Annotated in this window: 22 protein-coding genes; 9 read left to right on the top strand and 13 right to left on the bottom strand. The window is 63.3% G+C overall.

Annotation, left to right across the window (positions count from 1 at the left end):
• Nucleotides 1–155: 155 nt before the first annotated feature.
• The 5 genes from carD to rlmB are packed head-to-tail and all read left to right on the top strand — an operon-like array spanning nt 156 to nt 4222.
• Nucleotides 156–644, top strand: a complete 489-nt coding sequence (gene carD / locus M1L53_RS05735) for an RNA polymerase-binding transcription factor CarD (RefSeq protein ID WP_003945666.1) — start codon at nt 156–158, stop codon at nt 642–644.
• Between the two features lie 22 nt (nt 645–666).
• The gene (gene ispD / locus M1L53_RS05730; protein WP_083471199.1) at nt 667–1365 is read left to right on the top strand and encodes a 2-C-methyl-D-erythritol 4-phosphate cytidylyltransferase; all 699 of its coding nucleotides are present in this window, start codon (nt 667–669) and stop codon (nt 1363–1365) included.
• Nucleotides 1366–1842, top strand: a complete 477-nt coding sequence (ispF, locus tag M1L53_RS05725) for a 2-C-methyl-D-erythritol 2,4-cyclodiphosphate synthase (protein WP_003945901.1) — start codon at nt 1366–1368, stop codon at nt 1840–1842.
• Between the two features lie 11 nt (nt 1843–1853).
• The gene (gene cysS / locus M1L53_RS05720; RefSeq protein ID WP_003945830.1) at nt 1854–3248 is read left to right on the top strand and encodes a cysteine--tRNA ligase; all 1395 of its coding nucleotides are present in this window, start codon (nt 1854–1856) and stop codon (nt 3246–3248) included.
• A gap of 2 nt (nt 3249–3250) precedes the next feature.
• A complete protein-coding gene (gene rlmB, locus M1L53_RS05715; protein ID WP_003945749.1) occupies nt 3251–4222 on the top strand; it encodes a 23S rRNA (guanosine(2251)-2'-O)-methyltransferase RlmB in 972 nt (323 codons plus the stop codon).
• Nucleotides 4223–4256: 34 nt separating this feature from the next.
• On the opposite strand, the gene M1L53_RS05710 is transcribed toward rlmB, so the two are convergent.
• Nucleotides 4257–6038, bottom strand: a complete 1782-nt coding sequence (locus M1L53_RS05710; RefSeq protein ID WP_054187918.1) for an ABC transporter ATP-binding protein — start codon at nt 6036–6038, stop codon at nt 4257–4259.
• The gene (locus tag M1L53_RS05705; RefSeq protein WP_054187919.1) at nt 6035–7663 is read right to left on the bottom strand and encodes an ABC transporter ATP-binding protein; all 1629 of its coding nucleotides are present in this window, start codon (nt 7661–7663) and stop codon (nt 6035–6037) included. Before M1L53_RS05705 ends, M1L53_RS05710 begins: the two co-directional genes overlap by 4 nt.
• 200 nt (nt 7664–7863) lie before the next feature.
• Between M1L53_RS05705 and M1L53_RS05700 the strand changes: the two genes are divergently transcribed.
• On the top strand, nt 7864–8853 hold the full coding sequence (locus M1L53_RS05700; protein WP_003945426.1) for an iron-siderophore ABC transporter substrate-binding protein: 990 nt from the start codon (nt 7864–7866) through the stop codon (nt 8851–8853).
• Nucleotides 8854–8857: 4 nt separating this feature from the next.
• Here M1L53_RS05700 and M1L53_RS05695 read toward each other — a convergent pair whose 3' ends face one another.
• Together M1L53_RS05695 and M1L53_RS05690 are read right to left on the bottom strand one after the other, a co-directional pair.
• On the bottom strand, nt 8858–9655 hold the full coding sequence (locus tag M1L53_RS05695) for an AraC family transcriptional regulator (protein ID WP_031332820.1): 798 nt from the start codon (nt 9653–9655) through the stop codon (nt 8858–8860).
• Between the two features lie 180 nt (nt 9656–9835).
• Nucleotides 9836–10555, bottom strand: a complete 720-nt coding sequence (locus M1L53_RS05690; RefSeq protein WP_003945935.1) for a hypothetical protein — start codon at nt 10553–10555, stop codon at nt 9836–9838.
• A gap of 365 nt (nt 10556–10920) precedes the next feature.
• Between M1L53_RS05690 and M1L53_RS05685 the strand changes: the two genes are divergently transcribed.
• Nucleotides 10921–11562, top strand: a complete 642-nt coding sequence (locus tag M1L53_RS05685; RefSeq protein WP_054187920.1) for a hypothetical protein — start codon at nt 10921–10923, stop codon at nt 11560–11562.
• A gap of 88 nt (nt 11563–11650) precedes the next feature.
• Here M1L53_RS05685 and M1L53_RS05680 read toward each other — a convergent pair whose 3' ends face one another.
• The 7 genes from M1L53_RS05680 to M1L53_RS05650 form a co-directional block, all read right to left on the bottom strand.
• Nucleotides 11651–12343 carry an LpqN/LpqT family lipoprotein gene (locus M1L53_RS05680; RefSeq protein WP_039973380.1) on the bottom strand — a complete coding sequence of 231 codons (693 nt, stop codon included), beginning with the start codon at nt 12341–12343 and terminating at the stop codon, nt 11651–11653.
• 77 nt (nt 12344–12420) lie between these two features.
• Nucleotides 12421–13293, bottom strand: a complete 873-nt coding sequence (locus M1L53_RS05675; RefSeq protein WP_007733989.1) for a biotin-dependent carboxyltransferase family protein — start codon at nt 13291–13293, stop codon at nt 12421–12423.
• Between the two features lie 57 nt (nt 13294–13350).
• Nucleotides 13351–13965, bottom strand: coding sequence for a 5-oxoprolinase subunit PxpB (gene pxpB / locus M1L53_RS05670; RefSeq protein WP_083471200.1), 615 nt, complete (start codon nt 13963–13965; stop codon nt 13351–13353).
• Nucleotides 13962–14723, bottom strand: coding sequence for a LamB/YcsF family protein (locus M1L53_RS05665; RefSeq protein WP_042451845.1), 762 nt, complete (start codon nt 14721–14723; stop codon nt 13962–13964). The genes pxpB and M1L53_RS05665 overlap by 4 nt, the downstream gene beginning before the upstream one ends.
• Nucleotides 14724–14757: 34 nt before the next feature.
• On the bottom strand, nt 14758–15639 hold the full coding sequence (locus M1L53_RS05660) for a metal ABC transporter permease (protein WP_003945811.1): 882 nt from the start codon (nt 15637–15639) through the stop codon (nt 14758–14760).
• Complete coding sequence (locus M1L53_RS05655; protein ID WP_047269722.1) at nt 15636–16514, bottom strand: metal ABC transporter ATP-binding protein; 879 nt, start codon at nt 16512–16514, stop codon at nt 15636–15638. The genes M1L53_RS05660 and M1L53_RS05655 overlap by 4 nt, the downstream gene beginning before the upstream one ends.
• Before the next feature lie 84 nt (nt 16515–16598).
• Nucleotides 16599–17549: a metal ABC transporter solute-binding protein, Zn/Mn family gene (locus tag M1L53_RS05650; RefSeq protein WP_047269639.1), complete on the bottom strand. Its 951-nt coding sequence runs from the start codon at nt 17547–17549 to the stop codon at nt 16599–16601.
• A gap of 139 nt (nt 17550–17688) precedes the next feature.
• On the opposite strand from M1L53_RS05650, the gene M1L53_RS05645 reads away from it, so the two are divergent.
• Nucleotides 17689–18777, top strand: a complete 1089-nt coding sequence (locus M1L53_RS05645; protein WP_007733995.1) for a LacI family DNA-binding transcriptional regulator — start codon at nt 17689–17691, stop codon at nt 18775–18777.
• 3 nt (nt 18778–18780) lie between these two features.
• Here M1L53_RS05645 and otsB read toward each other — a convergent pair whose 3' ends face one another.
• Nucleotides 18781–21321 carry a trehalose-phosphatase gene (otsB, locus tag M1L53_RS05640; protein WP_047269638.1) on the bottom strand — a complete coding sequence of 847 codons (2541 nt, stop codon included), beginning with the start codon at nt 21319–21321 and terminating at the stop codon, nt 18781–18783.
• Between the two features lie 87 nt (nt 21322–21408).
• The gene (gene kstR, locus M1L53_RS05635) at nt 21409–22047 is read right to left on the bottom strand and encodes a cholesterol catabolism transcriptional regulator KstR (RefSeq protein WP_003945752.1); all 639 of its coding nucleotides are present in this window, start codon (nt 22045–22047) and stop codon (nt 21409–21411) included.
• A 94-nt stretch (nt 22048–22141) separates the two neighbouring features.
• Between kstR and M1L53_RS05630 the strand changes: the two genes are divergently transcribed.
• Complete coding sequence (locus M1L53_RS05630) at nt 22142–24304, top strand: acyl-CoA dehydrogenase (RefSeq protein WP_054187921.1); 2163 nt, start codon at nt 22142–22144, stop codon at nt 24302–24304.
• The last annotated feature ends 69 nt before the right edge of the window (nt 24305–24373 follow it).

Raw genomic sequence — 24373 nt, 5'->3', positions numbered from 1 at the left:
CCGTTATGCAGGGGTGCTCCAGACCAGTTGAATGCACGTACAACAAGCCCTGTCAACCCCTACGCTCGAGCAAGGATGCCCCTGACCTGCACAGTTGATGAGTGGTCGGTTCTTTCACGTGTTAAACTAGTGGAATCGAAAGGGGCACGGGACACATGATTTTCAAGGTCGGAGACACCGTCGTATACCCCCATCACGGTGCGGCGCTGATCGAAGCTATCGAAACCCGCACCATCAAGGGTGAGCAGAAGGAGTACCTGGTTCTGAAGGTCGCTCAAGGCGATCTCACAGTACGGGTTCCTGCAGACAACGCAGAGTACGTCGGAGTTCGTGACGTGGTCGGCCAAGAAGGCCTCGACAAGGTTTTCCAGGTTCTGCGAGCACCGCACACCGAAGAGCCCACCAACTGGTCTCGTCGATACAAGGCAAATCTCGAGAAGCTTGCCTCAGGTGACGTGAACAAGGTTGCAGAAGTTGTTCGTGACCTGTGGCGTCGTGAGCAGGACCGCGGACTTTCCGCTGGTGAGAAGCGCATGCTCGCCAAGGCTCGTCAGATTCTCGTCGGAGAGCTCGCGCTCGCCGAGGGCACTGACACCGAGAAGGCAGAGACCATTCTCGACGAGGTCCTCGCGGCCGCGTCCTGACTGCAACACAACAAAGCTGACAGTGGCAGTAGTAGCCCTGGTACCTGCCGCAGGTCGGGGAGTGCGATTGGGCGAGAAATTGCCCAAGGCATTTGTCGAACTCGGTGGGTGCACCATGCTTGCACGCGCGGTCGATGGACTCCGGAAATCCGGAGCGATCGACCGCGTTGTTGTCATTGTGCCGCCTGAACTGGTCGAATCCGTCGTAGCCGACCTCGGTCGTGCAGCGGACGTCGACGTCGTCGGCGGTGGTGCCGAAAGAACCGATTCGGTTCGAGCCGGCCTCAGCGCTGCCGGCGACGCAGATTTTGTACTCGTGCACGATGCCGCGCGGGCATTGACACCGCCGGCGTTGATCGCGCGCGTCGTCGACGCTCTCCGAGCCGGCAGCTCCGCTGTCATCCCGGTACTTCCGGTTACCGACACGATCAAGTCGGTCGACGTACTCGGCGCAGTCACCGGTACGCCTCTGCGTTCGGAGTTGCGTGCGGTTCAAACTCCCCAAGGATTCTCCACCGACGTCCTGCGCAGTGCGTACGACGCCGGTGACGTCGCCGCGACCGACGACGCCGCTCTGGTCGAGCGTCTCGGTGTTTCGGTGCAGACGATTCCCGGCGACGCTCTCGCCTTCAAGATCACCACTCCGCTCGACCTGGTCCTTGCACGGGCGCTCCTGAGCTCGGAGACAGCGTTGAGTGCGGATTCACAGGACGGAAATTAGATGCGCGTCGGTCTCGGCACGGATGTTCATCCCATCGAGGTCGGTCGTCCTTGCTGGATGGCCGGGTTGCTGTTCGAGGAAGCAGACGGGTGCTCGGGCCATTCGGACGGCGACGTCGCCGTCCACGCGCTGTGTGACGCGTTGCTCTCTGCGGCGGGCCTCGGTGACCTCGGTTCGGTTTTCGGCACCGGCAGGCCCGAATGGGACGGCGTGAGCGGCGCTCGAATGCTTGCCGAGGTTCGCCGACTGCTCGAAGAGAACCAGTTCGCCGTCGGCAACGCCGCGGTGCAGGTCATCGGCAACCGTCCGAAGATCGGGCCGCGTCGCGACGAGGCGCAGAAGGTGCTTTCCGAGATACTGGGCGCGCCTGTTTCTGTGTCCGCGACCACCACGGACGGCCTCGGCTTGACCGGTCGAGGCGAGGGGATCGCCGCCATGGCCACCGCGTTGGTCATGACAACCGAACACGACAGGTAAGATCGCTGGTCGTGACCCTGCGCCTATACGACACCGGTACGCGGGCCCTTCGGGATTTTGTTCCGTTGGCCCCCGGACATGCATCGGTGTACCTGTGTGGGGCGACAGTTCAGGGTGATCCTCACATCGGACACGTTCGCAGCGGCGTCGCTTTCGACGTGCTGCGTCGCTGGCTGTTGGCGCACGGCAACGACGTTGCCTTCGTGCGCAACGTGACGGACATCGACGACAAGATTCTCAACAAGGCCGCCGGCGCCGGTCGACCTTGGTGGGAGTGGGCGGCGACGTTCGAGCGGTCGTTCACGTGGGCCTACGACCAACTGGGTGTGCTGCCACCGTCCATCGAGCCACGGGCCACCGGCCACGTGACGCAGATGGTCGAGATGATGGAACGTCTGATCGAGAACGGCCACGCGTACGCGGCGGGCGGTGACGTCTACTTCGACGTGCAGAGCTACCCCGAGTACGGCGCACTGTCCGGCCACAAACTCGACGACGTTCATCAGGGCGAGAGCGCTGCCGAGGGAAAGCGTGATCCTCGCGACTTCACCCTCTGGAAGGCCGTCAAGCCCGGTGAGCCCTCGTGGCCGACACCGTGGGGACCCGGCCGTCCGGGCTGGCACCTCGAGTGCTCGGCCATGGCGGAGTTCTATCTCGGGGCGGCATTCGACATCCATTGTGGTGGACGCGATCTCGTCTTCCCGCACCACGAGAACGAAATTGCGCAGGCCAAGTGCGCCGGCGACGATTTCGCTCAGTACTGGTTGCACAACGGCTGGGTCACGATGAGTGGCGAGAAGATGTCCAAGTCGTTGGGCAACGTTCTCTCGGTGCCGAACGTGCTCAAGAAGGTTCGTCCGCAAGAACTTCGGTACTACCTCGGTAGTGCGCACTACCGTTCCAATCTCGAGTACTCGGACGAGGCGTTGGACGAAAGTGCGAAGTCCTACCAGGGGCTCGAGTCGTTCGTCCTGCGCACACACAAGCGTGCGGGCGGCGTCGAACTCGGTACGTGGACCGAAGGTTTCGCGGCGGCTCTCGACAACGACTTGTCGGTGCCGATCGCGTTGGCCGAGATTCACGGCAAGGCGAGCGAGGGTAATTCCGCGCTCGCTGCCGGTGATCTCGACGCGGCTCGGGTGGCTGCCGGCCAGGTGCGGGCCATGCTCGCGATCCTGGGCGTCGACCCACTCGACGAGCATTGGACGCAGTCCGGTGGCGACACCGAGACGGCAATGGAAGCTTTGGACGTGTTGGTGCGGGCCGATCTCGATCGTCGGCAGCAGGCACGTACGGAAAAGAACTGGGCGGTGGCGGACGAGGTCCGCGATCGCCTCATCAAGGCGGGTATCGAAGTAACCGATACTCCCGACGGACCCGAATGGTCCCTTAAGGCAGGGCAGTAACAATGGCTGGAAACTCGAGCAGGCGCGGCGCAGTCCGTAAGGGCGGCACCAAGAAGGGCCAGGTTGCCGGTTCCGGCGGTAAGCACCGTCGCGGTCTCGAAGGGCGTGGCGCTACGCCGCCCGCCGAGGCACGCACCAAGCATCCCGCGGCGAAGCGTGCAGCGCGCGCCGCACGTGCCGACGAGAAGCAGGGGCGCGGTGGCCGTCCGGGTCCGGGCCGCAAGGTTCTCGACGGTCCCGAGACAGTGCTCGGACGCAACCCGGTGGTCGAGTGCCTACGCGCCGGCGTTCCGGCGACTGCACTGTGGGTCGCCGTCGGCACCGAGAGCGACGATCGACTGAAGGAATCCGTTCAGCTCGCTGCGGATGCCGGCATCTCGATCCTCGAGGTCCCCCGCACCGATCTGGATCGCCTCAGCGCCAACGGTCTTCACCAGGGCATCGCCCTGCAGGTTCCGCCGTACCGCTACGCGCACCCGGACGATCTTCTCTCGGAGGCACGCAAGCATGCCGAGCCGCCGCTGCTCGTCGCGCTGGACAACATCACCGATCCCCGCAACCTGGGTGCCGTCGTGCGCTCGGTCGCAGCTTTCGGTGGACACGGCGTCGTGATTCCGGAGCGTCGTAGCGCGAGCGTGAGTGCTGTCGCTTGGCGTACCAGCGCCGGCGCTGCCGCTCGTTTGCCGATTGCTCGGGCAACCAACCTCACCCGCACGCTCAAGGACTGGGCATCGAAGGGTGTTCAGGTCGTCGGTCTCGACGCCGAGGGCGACACCACTCTCGACGATTTCGACGGCAGCGGTCCCGTTGTGATCGTGGTCGGTTCCGAGGGCAAGGGCCTTTCGCGCCTCGTCCGCGAGAACTGCGACGCGATCCTGTCGATTCCGATGGCCGGTCCGGTCGAGTCGCTCAACGCCTCGGTTGCCGCCGGAGTCGTCCTGGCGGACATCGCCCGCAGGCGTCGTAGCAGCTGAGTTCTAACGGCTTTCGGGTGAGTCTGGCGGGGTTCTAGCTCCGTACCGACCAGGCTTCCCACAGTGCAGCGTAGGAACCGTCCGCGCCGATCAGTTCGTCATGTGTCCCGCTCTCGACTACGCGGCCACCGCTCATGACGAGTATGCGATCGGCGCGGACTGCTTGGCTCAGCCGGTGTGCGATCACCACGGCGGTCCGGCCGGTGACTGCTAGTTCGGCTGCCTGATCGAGTAGACCGGCTGCGGTGGTTCCGGCTTCGGCAGTCGCCTCGTCGAGGATGACGACGGGAGGATCGAGCAGAGCCAGTCGGACGAGGGCTATGTGCTGTGCCTGCGCTGCCGTCAACTGGTACCCACCGGCCCCGACCCTGGTCTCGAGTCCGTCCGGAAGTTCATGAATCCATTGAGCTTTCATCGTGTCGACGGCTTCGGCGATCTTCGCATCGTCCGAATCTGGTGCACACAACCGGAGATCGTCGGCGATCGTCCCGACGAACACGTGAATTTCCTGGCTGACGAGGACGACTTCGTGCCGAAGTTCGGCATCACTCAGGTCGTCAATCAGTGTGCCGTCGACGGTGATTCGCCCGTCCCCGACGGGAATGATGCCGGCAATCAGTTTGGCGAGCGTGGTCTTTCCGGCGCCGCTGCTTCCGACGACGGCGATTCGTTCCCCCGGTGCGATCGAGATCGAGATCGAATCGATCACCGGGGTGGAGTTGTCGTACGAGTAGGAAACCCGGTCCACCTCGACGCCGATGGGTTCGGACCGATCCGAGGCAGGAATGCTCGTGGGCCGCCCGGGCATCGCGGTGACTCCGATCAGGCGAGCCAGGCTGGCACCCGCATCCTGCAATTCGTCGATGTTCGAGAGAAATACCGCGATGGGGCTGAACAGACTGTGGAAGTAGAGGGCGGCGGCGGTAGCGGCCCCGATGGACACCGAGCCTGTGGTCACGAGCCAGTAGCCGACGCTCAGGACGGCGGCCAGTCCGAGCAGTTCGGCGCCGTTGAGTTGGGCGAAGAAGTTGGTGCGCAGGCGAACTGCCTGCATGTCGAAGCTGATGGCGTGCTCGGAGGTCTCGGCGATTCGGCCGATGTGCTCGTCTGTTCGCCGCAGGGCAGTGACAGTGCCTGCGCCTCCGAGAGTTTCGATGAGCTGTTGTCCCCGCCTGGCCTGCGCAGCGCGAGAGCGTCGGTAGACGGGTCCGGAGCGTCGGAGGAAATGACGAAGAGCGAAATAGTGAATCGGCGCAACGGCAACGATTGCCACGGTGAAGCGCCAATCGATCACTCCCACACCGACAAGCGTCAGTGAAATCATGAACAGGGCAGACACGGTGGCGGGTAGTACTCGCGCGATGACGGTGTTTACCGCTTCGACGTCGCCCGAGACCCGGGAAATCAGATCACCGGTTCCGGCATCCTCGACCAGTGACGACGGCTGCGCGAGGGTGGCGGCGAACACGTCCTCGCGAAGATCGGCCAGCACGTTCTGCGCGACATTCGCCAGAAGCTGTGTGCTCCACCAGGTCAGCGCAACTCCTGCTGCCGCTGCGCCGAGCATGAACGCGGTGATACGCAGGAGTGAGGCAAACGGTTTGCCCTCCGTGACCGCATCGACCATGAGTCCGAGCAGTGCCGGGGTGGACAGGCCGCAGGCCGTAGCAGAGAGAAGTACGACGGTCGTGAGTGCGAGCGCTCGCTTGCGTGGCCGAAGCAGTGCGATCAATGCGCGGACGGTCTGCTTGGTCGACGCGATCGGCAGGGCGGATGCAACCGGAACAGCAGATGCATCCGGAAGGGGATCGGTCACAGCGACTCTCCCTCCCGAACGCAGTGGTCGATCGTGACGACACGGTCACACGAATGGAGCAGGGTCGGGCTCGAGGTGATCACCAGAATGGCCTTGTCGGGGAAGTTTCTCAGGGAGTGTGCAATTCGATGCTCGGTGACAGAGTCCACGGACGTGGTGGGTTCGTGGAGGACCAGGATCGGCTGGGGTTGATGGAGAGCGCGGGCGAGGAGAAGGCGTTGGCGTTGACCTCCGGAGAGTTTCTTTCCTTGCTCGCCTACCTCGGAGAGGTGGCCGTCGGGCAGATGCGTCAACACGTCGTCGAGCGCAGATGACGTCATTGCCGACGAGTCGACGTTCGGTGCAGCCAGATTGTCGAAGACGGTGCCGGTGAACACGGTTCCTTCATGGGCGGAGACGAACACCTGATCACGAACTCCGTCCGGGCCGAGGTCGGTTGCATCGGTGCCGAAAACGAAGTAAGAGTCGGGGGCGAGCGGGGTCTGATAGGCGAGTTGTCGTGCCAGTCGGTCGGCGGAATCGTCAGCGCGCACACCCACCACTTCTCCGCGGCGAGCTGAGACGACGGTTCCGTTGTCCGCCGAAATCAATAGGGCGTCTTCAGTTCTGGCAGGTTCGGTCGCGGCCGTGGGGGCCAGCGATTCGATCAGGTGTGGCTCGGCCAACAGTTCGGACAGTCTGCGCGCGGAACCTCGCTTGGCAGCGAGTTCGGCACCGAAGAACCCCAGCGTTTCCATCGGACCGGCAATCACTCTGCTCAAGCCGACAACGGTGACGAAGTTGCCCACGGTGATCGTGCCTTGATGCGCCATCCACGCGGCTCCAAGCGCAACCGAAGCCAGCACCAACGCGGAGACCCCGGAATTGAGCGCGGTCAGGCTGGACATTGCTCTGACCGTCCGGATCGCTGCCTTCATCGACTCCCGGCTCGCGTTGACGTATCGCGACAGGGCGGTGGGTTCAGCCCCGAAACCCTTCAGTACCCGCAGTCCCAGCGTGAAATCCGTTGCAAGCATGCCTGCCTCGGCTGCCTTCTTCTGCTCTGCATACACGCGCTCGTCCAACGGACCGCTGATCTTGTGGATGAATATGAGCTGCGCAGCGGTGATGAGTACGACGATCAGTGCGAGCGGCCACGAGACGAAGGCAAGCGAAATCACTGCCGCGGCGAGCCCCGCAAATGCCGAGCCCTGTTCGGCGACAACCCAGGAGAAGCCCGAGACGTGTGAGGCATCCGAGGTAGAGATGGTGAGAACTTCACCGGTCGAACGCTGAGCTTTCATCCCCCTGGCATCGAGTACTCGTCTGGCAGCATTCAGTCGTAGGTCGTGTTCGCCGTAGACGAAGACCTGCGTGTTCAGGCGAACTGCGATGCGCCACGACAGAGCGAGTCCCACGAACAGAGCACACAGCACCGCAAGCCACACGAGAAGTGCTGTGCTGTCGGACTTTCCGATTGCCCGGTCGACGACGGTGCCGATCAGCACCGGGATGAGGGCTTGAGCTACCTGATACGACGCCTGCCCGGTGACGGCTGCAACCAGTCGCGGGCCGCGTCCGGAGGAGAATGATCCGACTCGGATCATCTCCATCGGACCGGAACGAGTTTCGGGCAGCGCTGACACTCGTGAAACTCCTCGCCCAGATCTGAACACTCGTTGTGCAGTTCTACGGTAGAGCCGGTGCGAGTGCGGAAAGTGCTCGCAGATGCCAAGGGCTACGCGGCAGCGGCCAGATGGAGTATCGACACCCCATTACCGGGATCGGGTCTCGATATACCTGGCTGGTCGAAACAAAGTACGTTTGCGAAGAGAGCTGACAGAAGATGAAGAGCACTACCCGAATAGTGGCTGCGTTGGCCGCGATTGCCCTGCTCGCAGGCTGCCAGAGCAGCACCGAGTCAACAGCGTCGGAGGGCACGACGCAGTTGGCCGAGGCCGGCGCGCTGCCGGTCACCGTTGATCACGCGTACGGGTCGACCACCATCGAGACCGAACCTCAGCGGATCGTGACTATCGGCTGGAACAGCCAGGATTCGGTCCTCGCACTGGGCAAGACACCCGTCGCCATGGAGTCGTTCAGTGGGGCAGGCTTGGAGAACGGCATCCTGCCGTGGGACGAAGAATTGTTGGGCGATGTCGAACCCACGTTGCTCGACAGCACGTCCGGTGTGCCGTTCGAGCAGATCCTGGCGTTGGAGCCGGACGTGATCATCGCAGTGGTCTCGGGAATCACCGAAGACGACTATGCACGTCTTTCCCAGATCGCACCCACCATTCCGTTCAAGGAGACCGCATGGGCGACCACGTGGCAGGAACAGTTGTCGACCATCGGATCAGTACTCGGCCAACCGAAGCGGGCTGCCGAGCTGATCGAGGAAACTGACGATTCCATAGCCGACCTGGCTGCCGGATCCCCCAATCTGAACGGGAAAACCTTGACCTTCCTCTCGGGAAACATCGACGGCCTCACCAATTACTGCGCTGACGACGGCCGAGTCATCCTGATGTCCCAGCTCGGACTGAAGCAGTCGGCCGGAAGCGCAGAGCTGTGCGGCGACACCCAGGGGTCGGTGACTGCATCGCGCGAACAGTACAACGAACTGGACGCGGACGTGATCGTGCTCAACGACGCGAGTGGTCAGGGGCTACCCGGATTGATGGGGGACAAGTTGTTTGCCGACCTGCCGGCAGTCAAGGACGGCAGGCTGATTCAGCAGCTCGGTCTGGCGCGAGTCATGGCCTTGGCGTCACCCACGTCGCTGAGCGTCAAATATGCTTTCGCGGAACTGGTCTCGAAGATGAACGGGTTCTGACCAGTTAGGCTGACAACTCGCACGCGTCCGAGTAGTAGTTCTTCGGTGTGCGTCCGGTGACCTTGCGGAACACGCTGGTGAAGGCGCTGGGGGTTTCGTATCCGACGCGACGGCTTACCGTCGAAACAGGAACGCCCGCAGCGAGATAGGACATCGCAGCGCGGACGCGAACTTGAATTCGCCACTCGGTGAAGGACATCCCCGTGCCTTGAGAGAACACGCGGCTCAGGGTGCGGGGGCTTCCGCCGACCACGTAGGCCCAATCGGCAAGCCCGCGTTGATCGGCGGGGTCGGCGATCAGGCGGCGTGCGACGGCGAGGGCCCGGGGATCGGCGGGCATCGGTACTGCGACATCAGCCGCCTCGATGGGCGCGAGCGTGTCGAAGACTACGGATTCGGCGCGCAAGCGAGCCTCGGTAGGCATATTTCGCTGGTGCAGATGGATGAGCATCGTCTTGACGACGTCGTCGATGCCGATGATCGCGGGTTTTGTCCACGGGTGGGGGAACGACTCGGGCCGGAAATAGGTGAAACGAGCCTCGGTGGATGCGCCGAGCGTGATGCGCCGTGGAGTTCCAGCCGGAATCCACATGCCGACCGTCGGTGGTATCTGCCAACGAACGTCGTCGATGTACGCGCTCATCTCGCCGGAAGCGCCCCAGAGGAGTTCGTGTTCGGGATGGCGGATCTCACGCCACGCGCGCTTCTGATCACGCCCGATGGTGGACGTCGTCATCGAGAAGGGGAGCGGAACGTACCGGCCTGCCGGCACAGCCCAGTACGGAAATCCTGTGGAACTCATCGGTGGATCATACCGCGAATGACTTAGGTAATGCTTTCCTATTTGGTTCTTTGATGCAGGCGCGACGGAGTGTGATCGCCACAAAAGATCGAGGGTGGCACCGAGTCCGAAGACTCGATGCCACCCTCGAACACATTCCCCGACGGAGTGTTTACAGGTGGAGCAGGCGGAGCGAGTGAATCAGCTGCCGTTGGCCAGGACACCGCTGATGATGTCGGAGATGAAGCCGGCCGGGTTGTCGAGGATGGAGGATCCGGCCGAACCGGTTCCGCCCTCGCCGTCAGAAGAGCCGAAGCCCAGATCTGCCGAGCCCGATGCGGCCGCCTCGCCGGGGTTCTTGGCGCGGATCTTGGCGTAGACGCCGCTGATGTTCTGTTCGGTATTGAACGTCGAGATACCGATCGAGCTCGACATTTCCTGGTACGAGCCGATCGGTGCATCGTCGGCGACGAGGTACTGCGCCTCGATCGTCACGGTCTTGCTTCCGGTGGGTGAGATCAGCCAGCCGGTGCTGGGCACATTCACGGTTCGGGCGGCAGTGTCAACCGAAGGCGTGACGGATTCGGTCTTCTGACCGCCGATCAAGTGCCACGCGTTGACCGTTGCCGTGCCCTGGATGTACTTGAACGTGGCGGGGTAGCGGTCGACGAACTGGTCGACGTAACGCTCGGGGTGGCCTGTTGTGGAGATGACCGTGCGCACGGTGACTTTGCCGCCGGGTGCAACTTCGCCGTCGCCCACGATGCTCTTGGTGATTCGGACGTTGGAGGAGTTGACCGTTGCCGCGGACGGGTGGGTGGCATCGGCGCTCGCGGTGCCTGCGGTCATCACGAGTCCGCTGGTGGCAAGTGCAGCGATTGCGATTCCGGTGAGTGTTTTGCGCATTGAAAAACGTGACATGAAATTCTCCGTTCGAGGGGTTCACGCTGACGGCGATGGGATGACTCTTCAAAGGTTGCGCCGCGGTAACCATTGAAACCTATCGGACGCTTGCCTATGTATCAGTTCGGCAGAATTTGCGGAAAAGTCCGAATTAAGAGGACTTTTTCGGTGTCGATTGCCTGCCGTTAACTGATTGTCGACTATTTCGACGAAAAGCTGGGCGAATGTCCAGGTCGACTGTATCGTACTTCGAGAGTCGGGTTGCAACAAGTTCCAGTAATCAATGAATTCGGTTGTCCTGGAACCACACAGAGTGGAGATTGTTCGTGGCAAAGTTTGGATCCAGGAATCGTAGTCTGTCCACCGTTGGAGCTGGTTTGGGGGTGATTGCTCTTGCTGTGGGCGCAAGCGCGCTGGGTGCGGGAGTCGCGACTGCCGAGACAGCAACTTCCGGTGCCTACACATTTACTCGCACCGTGGACAATGCGTCGCCGAAGATCGGTGACACGATCACCTACACGACAGTGTCGAAGAAGAGCGGAATCGACGGGTATATCAGCAGGTTCACCGAGACGCATGCCGCATGCTTGACCTTTGTCCCGGGCTCGGCGAAGGTCACGAAGTTTCACGTTGGCGGGACGATGACCGAAACCACTGAAACGCCGGAACTGACACCCACGACGCTCGAGGTGACCAGTGCCGGCTGGATCAACAACGGCAGCAAACCGGTGACCATGAAGACCAGCTACACGGTTACTGCTTCGTGTGCGCCGGGAACCGTGTACGGAAGTGGATTGGCGGTAGGTGCCACGGTGATGGGCAACGGATTCCAGTCGAGTGCGAATTTCGCCAACTTGGGCCCGTCCATCACTGTCCGCGCCGCGGATGTGGTCGATCCGGTTGACCCGGTCGATCCCGTTGATCCGGTTGATCCCACTGGCCCCGGAACCGGTGGCGGAATCGGATCGCTCGGCTCGTTGAGTGGTGGCCTCGGTTCCCTCAGCGGCCTGTTCGGTTCGAGCTAGGCGAGAGTTGTGAAACGGCGGGCCGAGACTGTCGTAGTCTCGGCCCGCCGCGGTTGTTCGGAGATCGGGTATTCAAACCATCAGGTGCTCAGCCGAATTCGATCGAGGTGTTGATTTCTTCCACCTGGTTGGAGGTCTGCATGTTCGTCGTGTCGGTGAACTGGTTTGCAAAGCTGACCAGGTAGACCGGCGAGTTGTCGTCGGCTTGGTAAGCGACGACCGTCATGACGGCGTAGAGCGGAACGTCCAGGTTTGGGGCGGTCCAAGTTCCGGAGAGGCGGAAACCCTGCTGTCCGTCGACGTCGATCTCGGTGTACTTCACCTCGGTCCACCCGTCGAGAGTGGCGATCGTTTCACGCGCAGCGGCAAGAACCTCGTCTTTTGTTGCGGTGCCCTGGTTTTCGACCGTCACCGTGGTGTTCGGCATGAAACCGCTGGGTTCCTGGCTGTTGCTGGACAACGCGTCCGTAACGCCGGCAGGGATGTTCTCGCCGTGAGTCCAGCTCGGCGGGAGGCTGACGCTGATGCTCGGCGCTTCGGGGTCGTCGCCGGTTTCGATCGTCGTCCGCTCACCGATGAACGGTGTTCCGTCCCGCAAAGTCGGCGTCGCGGCAGCGGCAGACGGCGAGGATGCAGAACTTTCGGAAGCAGTGGTCTCACTGGTGTTGGTATCACTGGAGACGGCGTCGCCGCTTTCCGAACTGCTGCATCCGGACAAGACGAGTGCAGCAGTGATCAGTGACGCTATTCCGAGAGCAAGTGTGCTGCTCTTAGGGCTCATAGTGTGACAGTCCTTCAGGTTTTGGCGACGGCCGAGCGCCGCCGGCAGCATTGCTGGCGCGGCTGAGACTATCAGCGCTACGACGGCCGAGTAGTGGCCTTGAAGGTAATGGTGCTGCCGGGCCGCAGCTGTGCCAGCGACGCAATCCCGGCGTCGGAAACGACGGCGATGACCGGGTATCCGCCGGTCACGGGATGGTCGGCGAGGAACACGACGGGCTGGCCGCCTGGCGGCACCTGGATGGATCCCGTCACGACGCCTTCGCTCGGCAATTCCCCGGTGCGTGAGCGATGCAAAGGCCCTTGGCCCTGTAGCCGGACCCCGACTCGGTTGGTGTGTTCGGTGACTTTCCACGTGGTGTGAAGGAGCGCGTGAACGGATGCGGCGGTGAACCAGGAATTTCGGGGGCCGAGCGTGATCTCGATCGGAACCGCGCCGAGTGCAGGTGCGGGCGGTGGAATCAACTCTTCGGTGGGCCACGTCCCTTCCTCGGCCCCGAGGAGGACTAGATCGCCGGCGGCGAGCGGCGGCGGCCCGAGTCCGGAGAGCGTGTCGGTGGATCTGCTTCCGAGTACCTGCGGGACGTCGACGCCACCGCGTGCAGAGATATACGTTCTCAACCCGGTTGTGCTGTAACCCAATTCGAGAATGCTGCCACTACCCAGATGGATGCTCGCGTAGTCAGGTGCCGGCCGTCCGTCGACGGCCAGCGGCACCCGCGCGCCTGTCGCTGCCACCGTCATCGAACCGACGGCCCGCATAGCGAAACCGCCAGCGGTGACTTCGATGGTTGCTGCTCGAAAAGTGTTGCCTACGAGTCTGTTGGCGCTGTCGTGCGAGATCATGTCGACGGCGCCGGATCTTCCGACCCCGAGGGCACCGTAGCCTCTCCGCCCGCGGTCCTGAACTGTGGCGAGCGGGCCGGTACGCACAACCTCGAGCCAGGCCATGAATCCATTGTCCCGCAACAGCGCGGTGAAGACACCAAAATCATGCTTGCACCAAAATCATGCACGAACAAATGTGACTGTGGTGCCGGGTAGAAGCAGCGCCGGCGGGCGGCGCTCGGCATCCCACACCGACAGTTCAGTCGTTCCGATCAACTGCCACCCGCCTGGGGAACTACGCGGGTAGACGCCCGAGAACGGTCCGGCCAACCCGACTGCACCGGCCGGGACCTGCCTGCGCGGGTCCGATCGACGTGGAACTTCGAGCCTTCTCTCGTTGCTGGTCAGATACGCGAAGCCGGGGGCGAAACCGATGAACGCGACGGTCCACGGCGCAGACGTGTGAGCATCGATCACACCGTCGACCCCGAGTCCGGTCAGCTTGCCCACCTCTACGAGATCGGGGCCGTCGTAGCGGACCGGAATCTCGACAGCAGACCCGCTCTCGTCTGCTGTGAGTTCGATCGGTACGGCCCCACGTACCCATTTCTCCACCAGTTGGTGCGCGGTGATCGTGTTGTCGTACTCGATCAAGATGGTTCGCGCCGCGGGAATCAGGTCGATCACTCCGGGGATCCGACTGGCGTCGAGAGCCCTGAAGTTGCCCAGCACGCTCGGCAGTTCGTCGTACTCGACGAGGACTGCGGATTCACCGGCGGGCAGGATCGTGATCATGTGAACGGCGTGATCTCGACGTCGGAAGATTCGAGGAGAGCACGGATTGCCACGGCCATGTCGACGGCTGCTGGACTGTCACCGTGCACGCACACCGATGCGGCAGCGACTTTCAACGTGCTCCCGTCGACTGCGTCCAATTCGCCGTCGACGACCATTCGCCGAACCCGTTCTGCAACAAGCGTCGGGTCGTGCAGAACGGCGCCCGACTCGGTGCGGGGGACCAGGGTGCCTTCCGCCGTGTACGCACGATCGGCAAAAGCCTCGGCGACCACGTCGAGACCGGCCTCGCGCGCCTCTTCCAGAAACACCGAACCCGGTAGTCCGAGAACAGGTAGCGAACTGTCGTAGGCAACGACGGCGGCGACCACGGCCCGCGCCTGCCGTCGGTGATGGACTATTGCGTTGTAGAGCGCGCCGTGGGGTTTGACGTACGTGACCCGCGATCCGGCGACACGAGCCAAACCGTCGAGTGCCCCTATTTGATAAATGACGTCGGCGGTGAGGTCCTTCGGGGAGACGTCGATGAAGCGTCTGCCGAAACCGGCGAGGTCTCGGTACCCCACCTGCGCGCCGATCCGGACGCCGCGGGTGGCGGCGGATTCGCAAGTCGCCAACAGCGTCGTCGGGTCGCCGGCATGGAATCCGCAGGCGATGTTCGCGCTGGTGACAAGTTCGAGCATGGCGTCGTCGTCGCCCAGGGTCCAGGCTCCGAAGCCCTCGCCGAGGTCGCTGTTCAGATCAACGCTGTAGCCCATACCTCGATTCTAGGTAGGTATGGGCTCTCGGTGTTCAGGCGTGCGCCGGAATCCGTCCGGCATTCTTGCGACGTGCGGATCCGAAGAGTCGGCATATCAGGTAGATCACGAACGAGACCGAGGTGACGAAACTCGAGACGGGAACGCCGGGGGCCAGCGAGAGAAGGATGCCGCCGACGGCTGCCAGTTCGGCGAACACGACGGAGAGGATCGTGGCCTTGAGTGGGCTTGCCGTGACGTACGCGGCGGCCGCTGCGGGGGTGATCAGCAGCGACATCACCAGCAGAGCACCGACGATCTGTACGCCGAGTGCTGCGGTGATGCCGACCAACACTGCGAACACGATCGACAGTGCCCGGACCGGAACACCGCGAGCTGCAGCAACTTCGGGGTCGGTGCTTGCGAACAGCAAAGGGCGGTAGATGAATCCGAGTGTGCCGATCACGATGACCGCGCACAGCAGCAGAAGTTCGAGACCGCTGTTTCCCGGCGCCACGATCTGTCCGACCAACAACGAGAAGCTGGTTCCCGTGCGACCGTCGTACGCCCAGAGGAACAACACCGACAGGCCGAGGCCGAAAGCCATGATCACGCCGATCACCGAATCTCGGTCGCGCGCTTTGGCTCCGAGCAGTCCGAACAGCACTGCCGCGACCACGGATCCGACGATGGCACCGAAGCCGACGCCCACACCGACGAGAAGTGCGGCGGATGCGCCCGTCAGTGACAGCTCACTCGTTCCGTGCACCGAGAACGACATCTGACGGCTCACGATCAGCGGCCCGATGATGCCGGCCAACAATCCGAGGATGGCACCGGCAATCAACGCCTGTTGGACGAAGTCGTACTGCAGTAGGTCGACGGTGGCGGACACGTCGAACATCCGCGACATCGCGTCGGTGAACTTGTTACTCACTGGTGGTGATCCTCATCAGAATGGTGAACGCCTTCTCCCGGGCGTAGTCCGCCTGCGCTGCCGAGCGCGTCGATGGCGTCGCCGGTGCCGATCACGACGAGGCGGCCACGAACCTGCAACACTTCGACGTCGGTGTTGTACAGATCCGAGAGAACCTCGGACGTCATCACTTCGGCCGGCGTCCCGATCCGGAATTTGCCGTCCACCAGATAGAGCACTCGATCCACCAACGGCAGGATCGGATTGATCTCGTGCGTCACGAACAGCACCGCGGTGTCATGGCTGCGCCGACGCTTGTCGATCAGCGTCGAGACCAGGTGCTGGTTGGCGAGGTCGAGGCTGAGCAGCGGCTCGTCGCACAACAGGATCCGCGGGTCGCCGACCAAAGCCTGTGCGATTCGCAGTCGCTGCTGCTCACCGCCGGACATGGAACCGATGGGAGCGTCGGCGAACGACTGGGCGCTGACCTGTGCGATGGCGTCGTCGACGATCTTGCGGCGACGACCCCGACGCAGTAGGCCAGTACCCCACTGGTGACCGTCGACGCCGAGGCCGACCAGGTCGCGGCCTCGGAGCGGGAGGCCGTCGTCGATGGATTTCTGCTGCGGGATGTACCCGACGTGTGAGTTCCCGGCCCGTGCCGGCGTGCCGACGATCTGTGCACTGCCGCCGCTGAGTTGTAGTTGGCCCAGCAGAATCTTCAGGAGCGAGGTCTTGCCCGACCCGTTCGGCCCGAGTACGGCGATGAACTCACCTGGCTGTACCTCGAGATCGAGCCCGTCCCACAATGTGCGGGCGCCGAAGGACAATCGAGCGTCCTTCAGCGTCACAGCGGGCACGGAGGCCGCTGAAGGCGCGGTGTTACCAGAAGGCACGGTGTTACCAGGGGGCACAGGAGTATTCGCGGAAGTTTCTGTCACAAGCCGATCGGTTCTTCTCGGAAATGGTGGGGCAAATAATTACTGGGCAGAGAGGGCGTTTGCGAGCGACTCCGCGGTCTGCGTCTGCCACTGAATGTAGTCCAGGCCCTCGGGGAGAGTCTCCGTAACCTCGACGACGGGCACTCCGGCGGTTTCGGCTGTGGTGCGCATGTCCTGGGTCACTTTGTCCTGCGTCTGGATGTTGTAGACCAGTGCGCGGGCCTGCTTCTCCGAGAGGAGCTGGCGCGTTGCGGCGATTGCGGCCGGTGAAGGATCGTTGCCGTCTTCGATGGCACTGGTGAACTCTTCGGGAGTTGCGTCCTTCAGTTCAGCTGCGACCAGGAGGTAGTGCGCGATCGGCTCGGTCTGCGCCACCGGTGCGCCTGCGTGGGCAGCGGCGATGGAATCGGTGATCGCTGTGACGCCGGCGAGCTTCTGGCTGTATGCCTTCGCGTTGTCCTCGTAGGTCGCCGCGTTGTCCGGATCGAGAGCGCTCAGCTGATCGGCCACCGAATGTGCGACGGCGTCGACGGTCGGGATGTCGAACCAGACGTGTTCGTTGACTGCGCCGTGGGTGTGACCGTCATGCGATTCGCCCGCGGTTTCGCCGGCGTGGATGCCGCCGTCGAGCAGGTTGTAGGCGTTGACCGTCTTCTGCTCGCCCTTGCCTGCGTCGAGGACGTCGGTGATGAACTGGTCGTAGCCGCCACCGTTGTAGACGACGAGCGATGCGTCGGTGATCTTGGCGGCATCGGCGGGAGTCGCCTCGAACGAGTGCGGGTCCGCGGACGGCTCGTTGATGATCGACGTCACGGTCAGCTTGTCGCCGGCGACGGCCTGCGCGACGTTGCCCCACACGTTCGTCGATGCGACGACGGTGATGCCGTCGTCCTTCGAGGAGGTTGAGCTGCACGCGGTGAGCGCGAATGCTGCGGCGACCGAGACGGCCGCGAGGGCGGTGGCGGTGCGGAATTTCGACGACGAACGCACGTGCTTTTCTCCTGAACAAAGGCTGGGCTAAATGCTATTGGAAACCGTTACCGTTACACATTAGCGCATAGTCGCTGGTAGTTCACCTTCGGTTCAGCCCCAACGCGCCGTCTGCGGGCACTACGGCTAACGTCCGTTTATGCCCCGGTCCCGTCAGCCACGCCGTCAAGCCACTTTGGCGTCGCTTGCCGCCGAGCTCAATGTGTCGAGAACTACAGTCTCGAACGCGTACAACCGACCCGATCAGCTCTCCGTCGAGCTGCGGGATCGAGTGCTCCAAGCGGCCAAGCGACGCGGATACCCCGGACCTGATCCGGTCGCCCGCTCCTTGCGAACTCGCAAAGCCGGCGCCGTCGGTCTCCTGCTCACCGAAGCACTCAGTTATTCGTTCCGCGACCCGGCCGCCATGAGCTTCCTTGCCGGTCTCTCGGAATCATGTGAGGACGCCGGCCAGGGCTTGCTGCTCATCCCGGCCGGGCCCGGCCGCGACGAGGTGGATGCTGCAGCCGTGGTCCAGCAGGCGGGCGTCGACGGCTTTGTCGTCTACTCCGTGGCCGACGACGACCCGTATCTCGCTGCCGTGCTCGAGCGTCACATTCCGATCGTCGTCTGCGACCAGCCCCGCGAGATTCCCGGTGCATCCCTCGTGGGCATCGACGACCGCGCTGCCATGCGCAAGGTCGCCGACTACCTCATCGGGCTCGGCCACCGCGACATCGGCGTGCTCTGCATGAGGCTGGGGCGCGACCGGATGGACGGCGTCGTCAGCCAGGAACGACTCAAGTCCCCACACTTCCACGTCCAGCGTGAGCGGATCGAAGGAGTGCGCGACGCGATGGTGGCGTCCGACATGGACCCACTCTCACTCACCGTGATCGAGCGGTACGTCCACACATCGCAGTCCGGGCACTCGGCGGCGGCGGAAGCTCTCGCGACCAACCCCGAGATCACCGCACTGGTCTGCACCACCGACGTGCTGGCTCTCGGCGCCTTGGACTGGGCGCGCTGGCAGGGCATAGATGTACCTGGCCAACTGTCGATCACCGGATTCGACGGCGTCGACGAGGCGCTGCGCGAATCACTGACAACGGTGCGCCAGCCCCAGGAAGAGAAGGGCCGGCGTGCCGGTGCGCTCCTGATGTCGCCGTCCGGATCCGGCGTTCCGATAGTCGAGATGCTCGACACCGAACTACTGGCCGGGCGAACATCAGGTCGGATCAAGGGGTAGCGCTCACGCCAGGAGTTGGGCGCAGCGCAACAAGCCCAGATGGCTGTACGCCTGGGGGTGGTTGCCCAGTGAGCGTTCCGCGATGGGGTCGTACTCCTCCGCGAGCAGTCCGGTGGGACCCGCTGCCGCGACCAACTGGTCGAACAGTGCCTCTGCTTGCAGGCGTTGCCCGATCAGTAGGTATGCCTCGACGAGCCAGGCGGCACAGAGATGGAATCCACCTTCGATGCCGGGCAGGCCGTCGTCGTGATGGTAGCGGTATACCGTTGAGCCGCTGCGTAGTTCGGCCTCGGTGGCTACGACGGTCGCTGCAAAGCGCGGATCCGTCGGATCGATCAGCCCCGACAGCCCGATGTGCAGAGTCGCCGCGTCGAGATCGGTACCGTCGTAGGCTGCGGTGTACGACTGGACGTCGTCCTTCCAGCCCTTGTGTCGTACTTCGTCGGCGATCTGGTCACGCAGTTCCACCCACTCGGGCAGGGCCTCGCGAGAAAAGCGGGTCGCAAGATCGACGGCGCGGTCGACGGTGACCCAGCCCATAACCTTGGAATAGACGTGGTGGCGCGGGTTGTCGCGAATTTCCCAGATGCCGTGATCGGGTTCGAACCAGCGCCGCTGCACTGCTTCGACCATGGCGCACACCAGTTCCCAGTCGCGGTCGCTCAAAGGATCGGGATCACCGGCCTTTTCGCGTGCATTCGCCAGTTCGACGATGAGCTCGACGATCGGGCCGAACACGTCCAGTTGAACCTGCTGATTCGCGGCGTTTCCGACGCGGACCGGCCGGGAGCCGGCGTATCCGGGGAGTGAATCGATGACGGCCTCTGGCGGTAGCGAAGTCCCGTAGAGCGTGTAGAGGGGGTGCAGGCGCTCGGGTCCCGGCAGTGTTTCGAGCACGCGGTGTACCCAGTCCAGGTAGTTCTCGGCCTCGTCGGTGGATCCGACGCTCACGAGAGCTGTTGCGGTGAGGGCGGCGTCGCGCAACCAGCAATAGCGGTAGTCCCAGTTGCGGACTCCGCCGATCTCTTCCGGCAGGGACGTCGTCGCGGCAGCCATGATGGAACCGGAATCGGCGTGGACCAGCCCGCGCAAGGTCAGTGCAGAGCGTTTCATCAAGTCCGGCTTCAGCTTCGGGAGTTCGAGCGTCTTGGCCCAATCGGACCAGTAGGCCTCCGAGGTCGCTCGACGCTCGAGCTCCGGAACGTCGGACGGGCCGATTTCTTCTGTTCCGCAGCGCAATTCGAGGACGACGTCACCCTTGGACGGCTCGACGATGGCGTGGGCGGTCTGCTGGTTTCCGTCGGTGGCGATGTTCCACAGCACACCGGGGGAGCGGAGCACGTACGGCTCGTTGGTGCCGAGGACCCGAATGCCCTCGTCGACGACCTCGAGCGTGACCTGACCCTGGCCGAACTCGGGACGGGGTGCAAACGAGACGATCGCGTCGGCCTGACCGGAAATGATGCGGGTCAGGTCGGTTCGTCCCTGTGGGACGTCGTGGGGGAGGTAGTCGGTGACGGACAGGCTCGCCCAGCGGGTCTGAACTGTCATCGTGCTGTCGATGTACTTCTGGCTCAGCGGCAAGGCTGTGCGTCGAGGCCCGACCGAGAAGTGCCCGGCCCCGGTTCCGCCGAGAAGGTGTGCGAAGACGGCCGCTGAATCCGGTTCCGGGTGACACAACCAGGTCAGCGTCGCATCCGGGGTCACCAAAGCGACGGTGCGCGGACTGGCGAGCATCGAGAGTCGCTCGATGGGCGGAGCGTCGGCGCCGGAAAGCCACGTACGACGCTCGTCGAGCAGGAACGCCAGAGCGGCAGCGACGTCCTCGGTGCTGTCGACGCGATAGTCGGCGACGGTGTCCCCGCTGCCGACCTTGATTCCGATGTCCGGCCCCTGGAGCCTGCTGAACGCCTTTTCGTCGGTCACGTCGTCGCCGATGAAGACGGCAGCGGTTGCGCCGTCCTGATGGCGAATCAAGTCGAGTGCGTGCCCCTTGTCGGTGGCGATGACAGCCAACTCGACCACCGATTTGCCCTCGGTGACCTGAACGCCTGGCCAGAGTGCCGATTCGGTGCGGACGGCGATGAGCGCCTTCTCGGCGTCGTCGGCACTGGTGTTGCGTACGTGCAGTGCAACGCTGGCGGGCTTCTTCTCCACCGTTGCCCCAGGGGTGTCGGCGGCGATTCGGCCCAACTCGGTGACGATCTCGTCGAGCAGTTTCCTGGCGTCGGCGTCGATCGCGTGGACGAATCCGATGTCGAACTCGGAGCCGTGGCTGCCGACCAATTGCACTTCGGCGGGAAGTCGGGACAGCGCAGCCAGATCCTTGAGGGCGCGGCCCGAGATCACGGCAGCCGTCGTCGACGCGAGGCTGGCGAGAGAGCGGAGCGCACGCACCGTTTCCGCCCGGGGATACGCCTTGTCCGGGTTGGCGACGATGGGTGCCATCGTCCCGTCGTAGTCGGAGGCTACGAGCAGACGCGGCGTGCGTGCCACGCCTGACAGCGCTCGGCGGAGTTCGATGGACAGATCTTGTGCGCTCACCTCTTCAAATCTAGGTGATGCAGCGACTCCTGGCTCGATACGTTTCCGGCCGATCAGTGCAAAAATGACAGATGCGACAAAGGATGTCTATTCGGGTTTCCGAGTTCCGTCACCGAGCAGCAGTTCAACCGTCAATTCCAGTCGATTGGCGACATCGGTAGCCGAAGAGCGTCGCGTGAGCCATGCCACCAAATTGGACAGCCACACATCGGAGATCACGCGCGCGATCGCCAACTGCTCTTCGGTTGGCTCCTCTTCGGTCATCGCTCGTGCGAAGAGGCGGTCCATCAACTGGCCCACCTGATCGACCTCGGCCGCTGCGGAGGCGTCGGCGAACATGAACGCGCGAGTCATCGCTTCGGTGAGGAGCGGATCGCGCTGCATCGCGCGGGTGATGAGGCTGAGGATCAGCTGCATCCGCTCGAGCGGGCTGGTTCCAGGTGGGATCTTGCCCTTGGAATCGATCTTCTCGAATTCGCGTGCCAGGGCGGACACCAGTAGGTGAACCTTGGACGGGAAGTAGCGATAGAGCGTTCCGACTGCGACGTCGGCACGCTCGGCCACGGCGCGCATCTGAACAGCCTCGTAGCCCCCCTTGGACGCCAAGGCGAGTGTTGCGTCGAGAATCCGCTTGCGGCGTTCACGTTGCGCGTTGGAGCTGAGATCGTCGTCCCCGAGCGTTGCAGAAGCAACCGCGTTGGAGCGGGATCGGGATGTTGTGGTCATCGACAAATTCCTTCGCGCCTTGACTCTTGGCCAGGTGTCATATTAGAACACGTTCTAAACAATTGTGTCACTTATCGAGAGGCGGGAACCAGTTGTGACAATCGCCACGACCGATGAACAGCGGGCGGTCCAGGAATCGATAGAGGCCTGGGCTCGCTCGGCCACGCCGATGGACATGGTACGCCGTGGACCAGCAGTTTCGTGGCGGGAGAAATGGTCCGAGTTCGCGTCTCTCGGGATATTTTCGGTCGCCGTTCCCGAAGCGGTAGGCGGAGCCGGGGCCGAAATCGTCGATCTCGCAGCAATGCTCGAGCAGGCGGCAATCGAACTCGTGCCGGGTCCTGTTCTCACGACTGCACTCGCAGCTCTGGTGGTGGGGCGTAGTTCGTCGCCCGCTGCCAAGCGATGGTCCGAAACGCTCGCCGACGGTGCGCTGCCGTGTGCCGTCGTATTGGACGAAAGTCCAGTTGCGGCAACGGCGAATGCGTCCGGCGGCATCGAGCTTCATGGCGAAGGAGGTTACGCCTGGGGCGGCGATTCGGGCGTATCGGTACTCGTGTCGGCGGGCGTCGTGTCCGAAGACGAAGGCTCGCGTGTCGTCTGGGCTCTCGTCGACGGAGACGGCGAAGGCGTGACCTACGAAGCGGTCGACACGATCGACAAGTCGCGACCACTGGCGCGAGTCTCCTTCGATCGAGTGACGGTCGATGCCGACCGAATCCTCGATGACATTGCGCCAGGATCGGTTTCCGACCTAGCGGCGGCACTTGGGGCTGCCGAAGCTGCCGGAATTGCGGCGTGGAGCCTGCGTACTGCGGTGGAGTACGCGAAGATTCGCGAACAATTCGGAAAGCCCATCGGCTCGTTCCAGGCGATCAAACACATCTGCGCCGAAATGCTGTGTCGCGTAGAGAATGCCGGAGCCGTCGCCTGGGATGGTGCGGTCGCTGCCGAGTCGGGCGACGAACTTCCGATCGCCGCAGCAGTGGCCGCCGCGGTGTCGCTGGATGCCGCTGTCGACACGGCAAAGGACTGCATTCAAGTGCTCGGCGGCATCGGATTCACCTGGGAGCACGAGGCGCACTTCTACCTTCGTCGAGCACTGTCGCTCCGGCAGATTCTGGGCGGATCGTCTCATTGGCGCGCACGCGTCGCGGAATTGACGATCGGCGGCGCACGGCGTCATCTTCAGATCGACTTGAGCGAGCTCGAATCCGACCGGTCCGAAATTCGCGAAGAGGTAGCGCAATTGGTGGCGCTGCCCGAATCCGAGCAGCGCAACGCATTGGCCGAATCGGGCTACCTTGCGCCGCACTGGCCCAAGCCGTACGGCCGGGGCGCCAAGGCCGCGCAACAGATTTTGATCGAAGAAGAGTTGGCGGCCGTCGGTATCGGCCGACCCGATCTGGTGATCGGCTGGTGGGCAGTGCCGACCATCCTCGAGCACGGCAGTGCGGAGCAGATCGAAAGATTTGCGACTCCGACGCTCAAGGGCGAGATCACCTGGTGCCAGCTCTTCAGCGAACCCGGCGCAGGTTCGGATCTTGCGGCACTGCGCACGACCGCGGAAAAGGTCGACGGCGGTTGGAAGCTGAACGGCCAGAAAGTCTGGACTTCGCTTGCGCGTGAAGCTGACTGGGCCATCTGCCTCGCCAGGACCGATCGCGAGGTTCCCAAGCACAAGGGCATTACGTACTTCCTTCTCGACATGAAGACGGCTGGGATTCGGATCTCGCCGCTGCGCGAGATCACCGGAGATGCCCTGTTCAACGAAGTCTTCCTCGACGACGTCTTCGTGCCGGACGAGTGCGTCGTCGGCCAGCTCGGCGGAGGCTGGAAACTGGCCCGAACGACCCTCGCCAACGAGCGGGTCGCAATGAGCGGTGGCTCTTCGCTCGGCGGTGCGATGGAGGAATTGCTCGAGCTGGCCGGCGACCCCGATCCTGTGGTGGCAGACAAGCTCGGTGGGCTGATCGGAACCGCCATGGTGGGCTCACTGCTGGAATTGCGCACGACACTGCGGCAATTGGACGGTCAGGATCCGGGTCCGGCGTCGAGCGTCCGCAAGCTGGTGGGCGTGCGCCAGCGTCAGAATGTCGCGGAGTTCGCCATGGAATTGGGTGGTACTGCCGGGTGGGTGGAGGGTCCGCTCTCGCGTGAGTTCCTCAACACGCGATGCCTGTCGATTGCCGGCGGAACCACGCAGATTCTGTTGACCGTCGCCGCGGAGAGAATTCTGGGCCTGCCCCGTGATTAGACGGCGTGAGTAGAGGCCTTTAGAAATGTCCACGTTGGTGATACAACTAGAACACGTTCTACATCAGAG

Origin of the sequence: Rhodococcus sp. T9N, from assembly GCF_024436645.1 — a bacterium.
Taxonomy (GTDB): Bacteria; Actinomycetota; Actinomycetes; order Mycobacteriales; family Mycobacteriaceae; genus Rhodococcus_F; species Rhodococcus_F qingshengii.
This window is presented reverse-complemented; position numbering and strand designations above follow the sequence as displayed.

Bases quoted from the DNA above. Each gene is read 5' to 3' on its own strand.
- kstR (WP_003945752.1), bottom strand. From the start codon at position 22,047: ATGACCACAACATCCCGATCCCGCTCCAACGCGGTTGCTTCTGCAACG.
- M1L53_RS05700 (WP_003945426.1), top strand. From the start codon at position 7,864: ATGAAGAGCACTACCCGAATAGTGGCTGCGTTGGCCGCGATTGCCCTG.
- M1L53_RS05675 (WP_007733989.1), bottom strand. From the start codon at position 13,293: ATGGCCTGGCTCGAGGTTGTGCGTACCGGCCCGCTCGCCACAGTTCAG.
- M1L53_RS05665 (WP_042451845.1), bottom strand. From the start codon at position 14,723: ATGGGCTACAGCGTTGATCTGAACAGCGACCTCGGCGAGGGCTTCGGA.
- M1L53_RS05690 (WP_003945935.1), bottom strand. From the start codon at position 10,555: ATGTCACGTTTTTCAATGCGCAAAACACTCACCGGAATCGCAATCGCT.
- pxpB (WP_083471200.1), bottom strand. From the start codon at position 13,965: ATGATCACGATCCTGCCCGCCGGTGAATCCGCAGTCCTCGTCGAGTAC.
- M1L53_RS05695 (WP_031332820.1), bottom strand. From the start codon at position 9,655: ATGAGTTCCACAGGATTTCCGTACTGGGCTGTGCCGGCAGGCCGGTAC.
- M1L53_RS05680 (WP_039973380.1), bottom strand. From the start codon at position 12,343: ATGAGCCCTAAGAGCAGCACACTTGCTCTCGGAATAGCGTCACTGATC.
- ispF (WP_003945901.1), top strand. From the start codon at position 1,366: ATGCGCGTCGGTCTCGGCACGGATGTTCATCCCATCGAGGTCGGTCGT.
- M1L53_RS05645 (WP_007733995.1), top strand. From the start codon at position 17,689: ATGCCCCGGTCCCGTCAGCCACGCCGTCAAGCCACTTTGGCGTCGCTT.
- rlmB (WP_003945749.1), top strand. From the start codon at position 3,251: ATGGCTGGAAACTCGAGCAGGCGCGGCGCAGTCCGTAAGGGCGGCACC.
- carD (WP_003945666.1), top strand. From the start codon at position 156: ATGATTTTCAAGGTCGGAGACACCGTCGTATACCCCCATCACGGTGCG.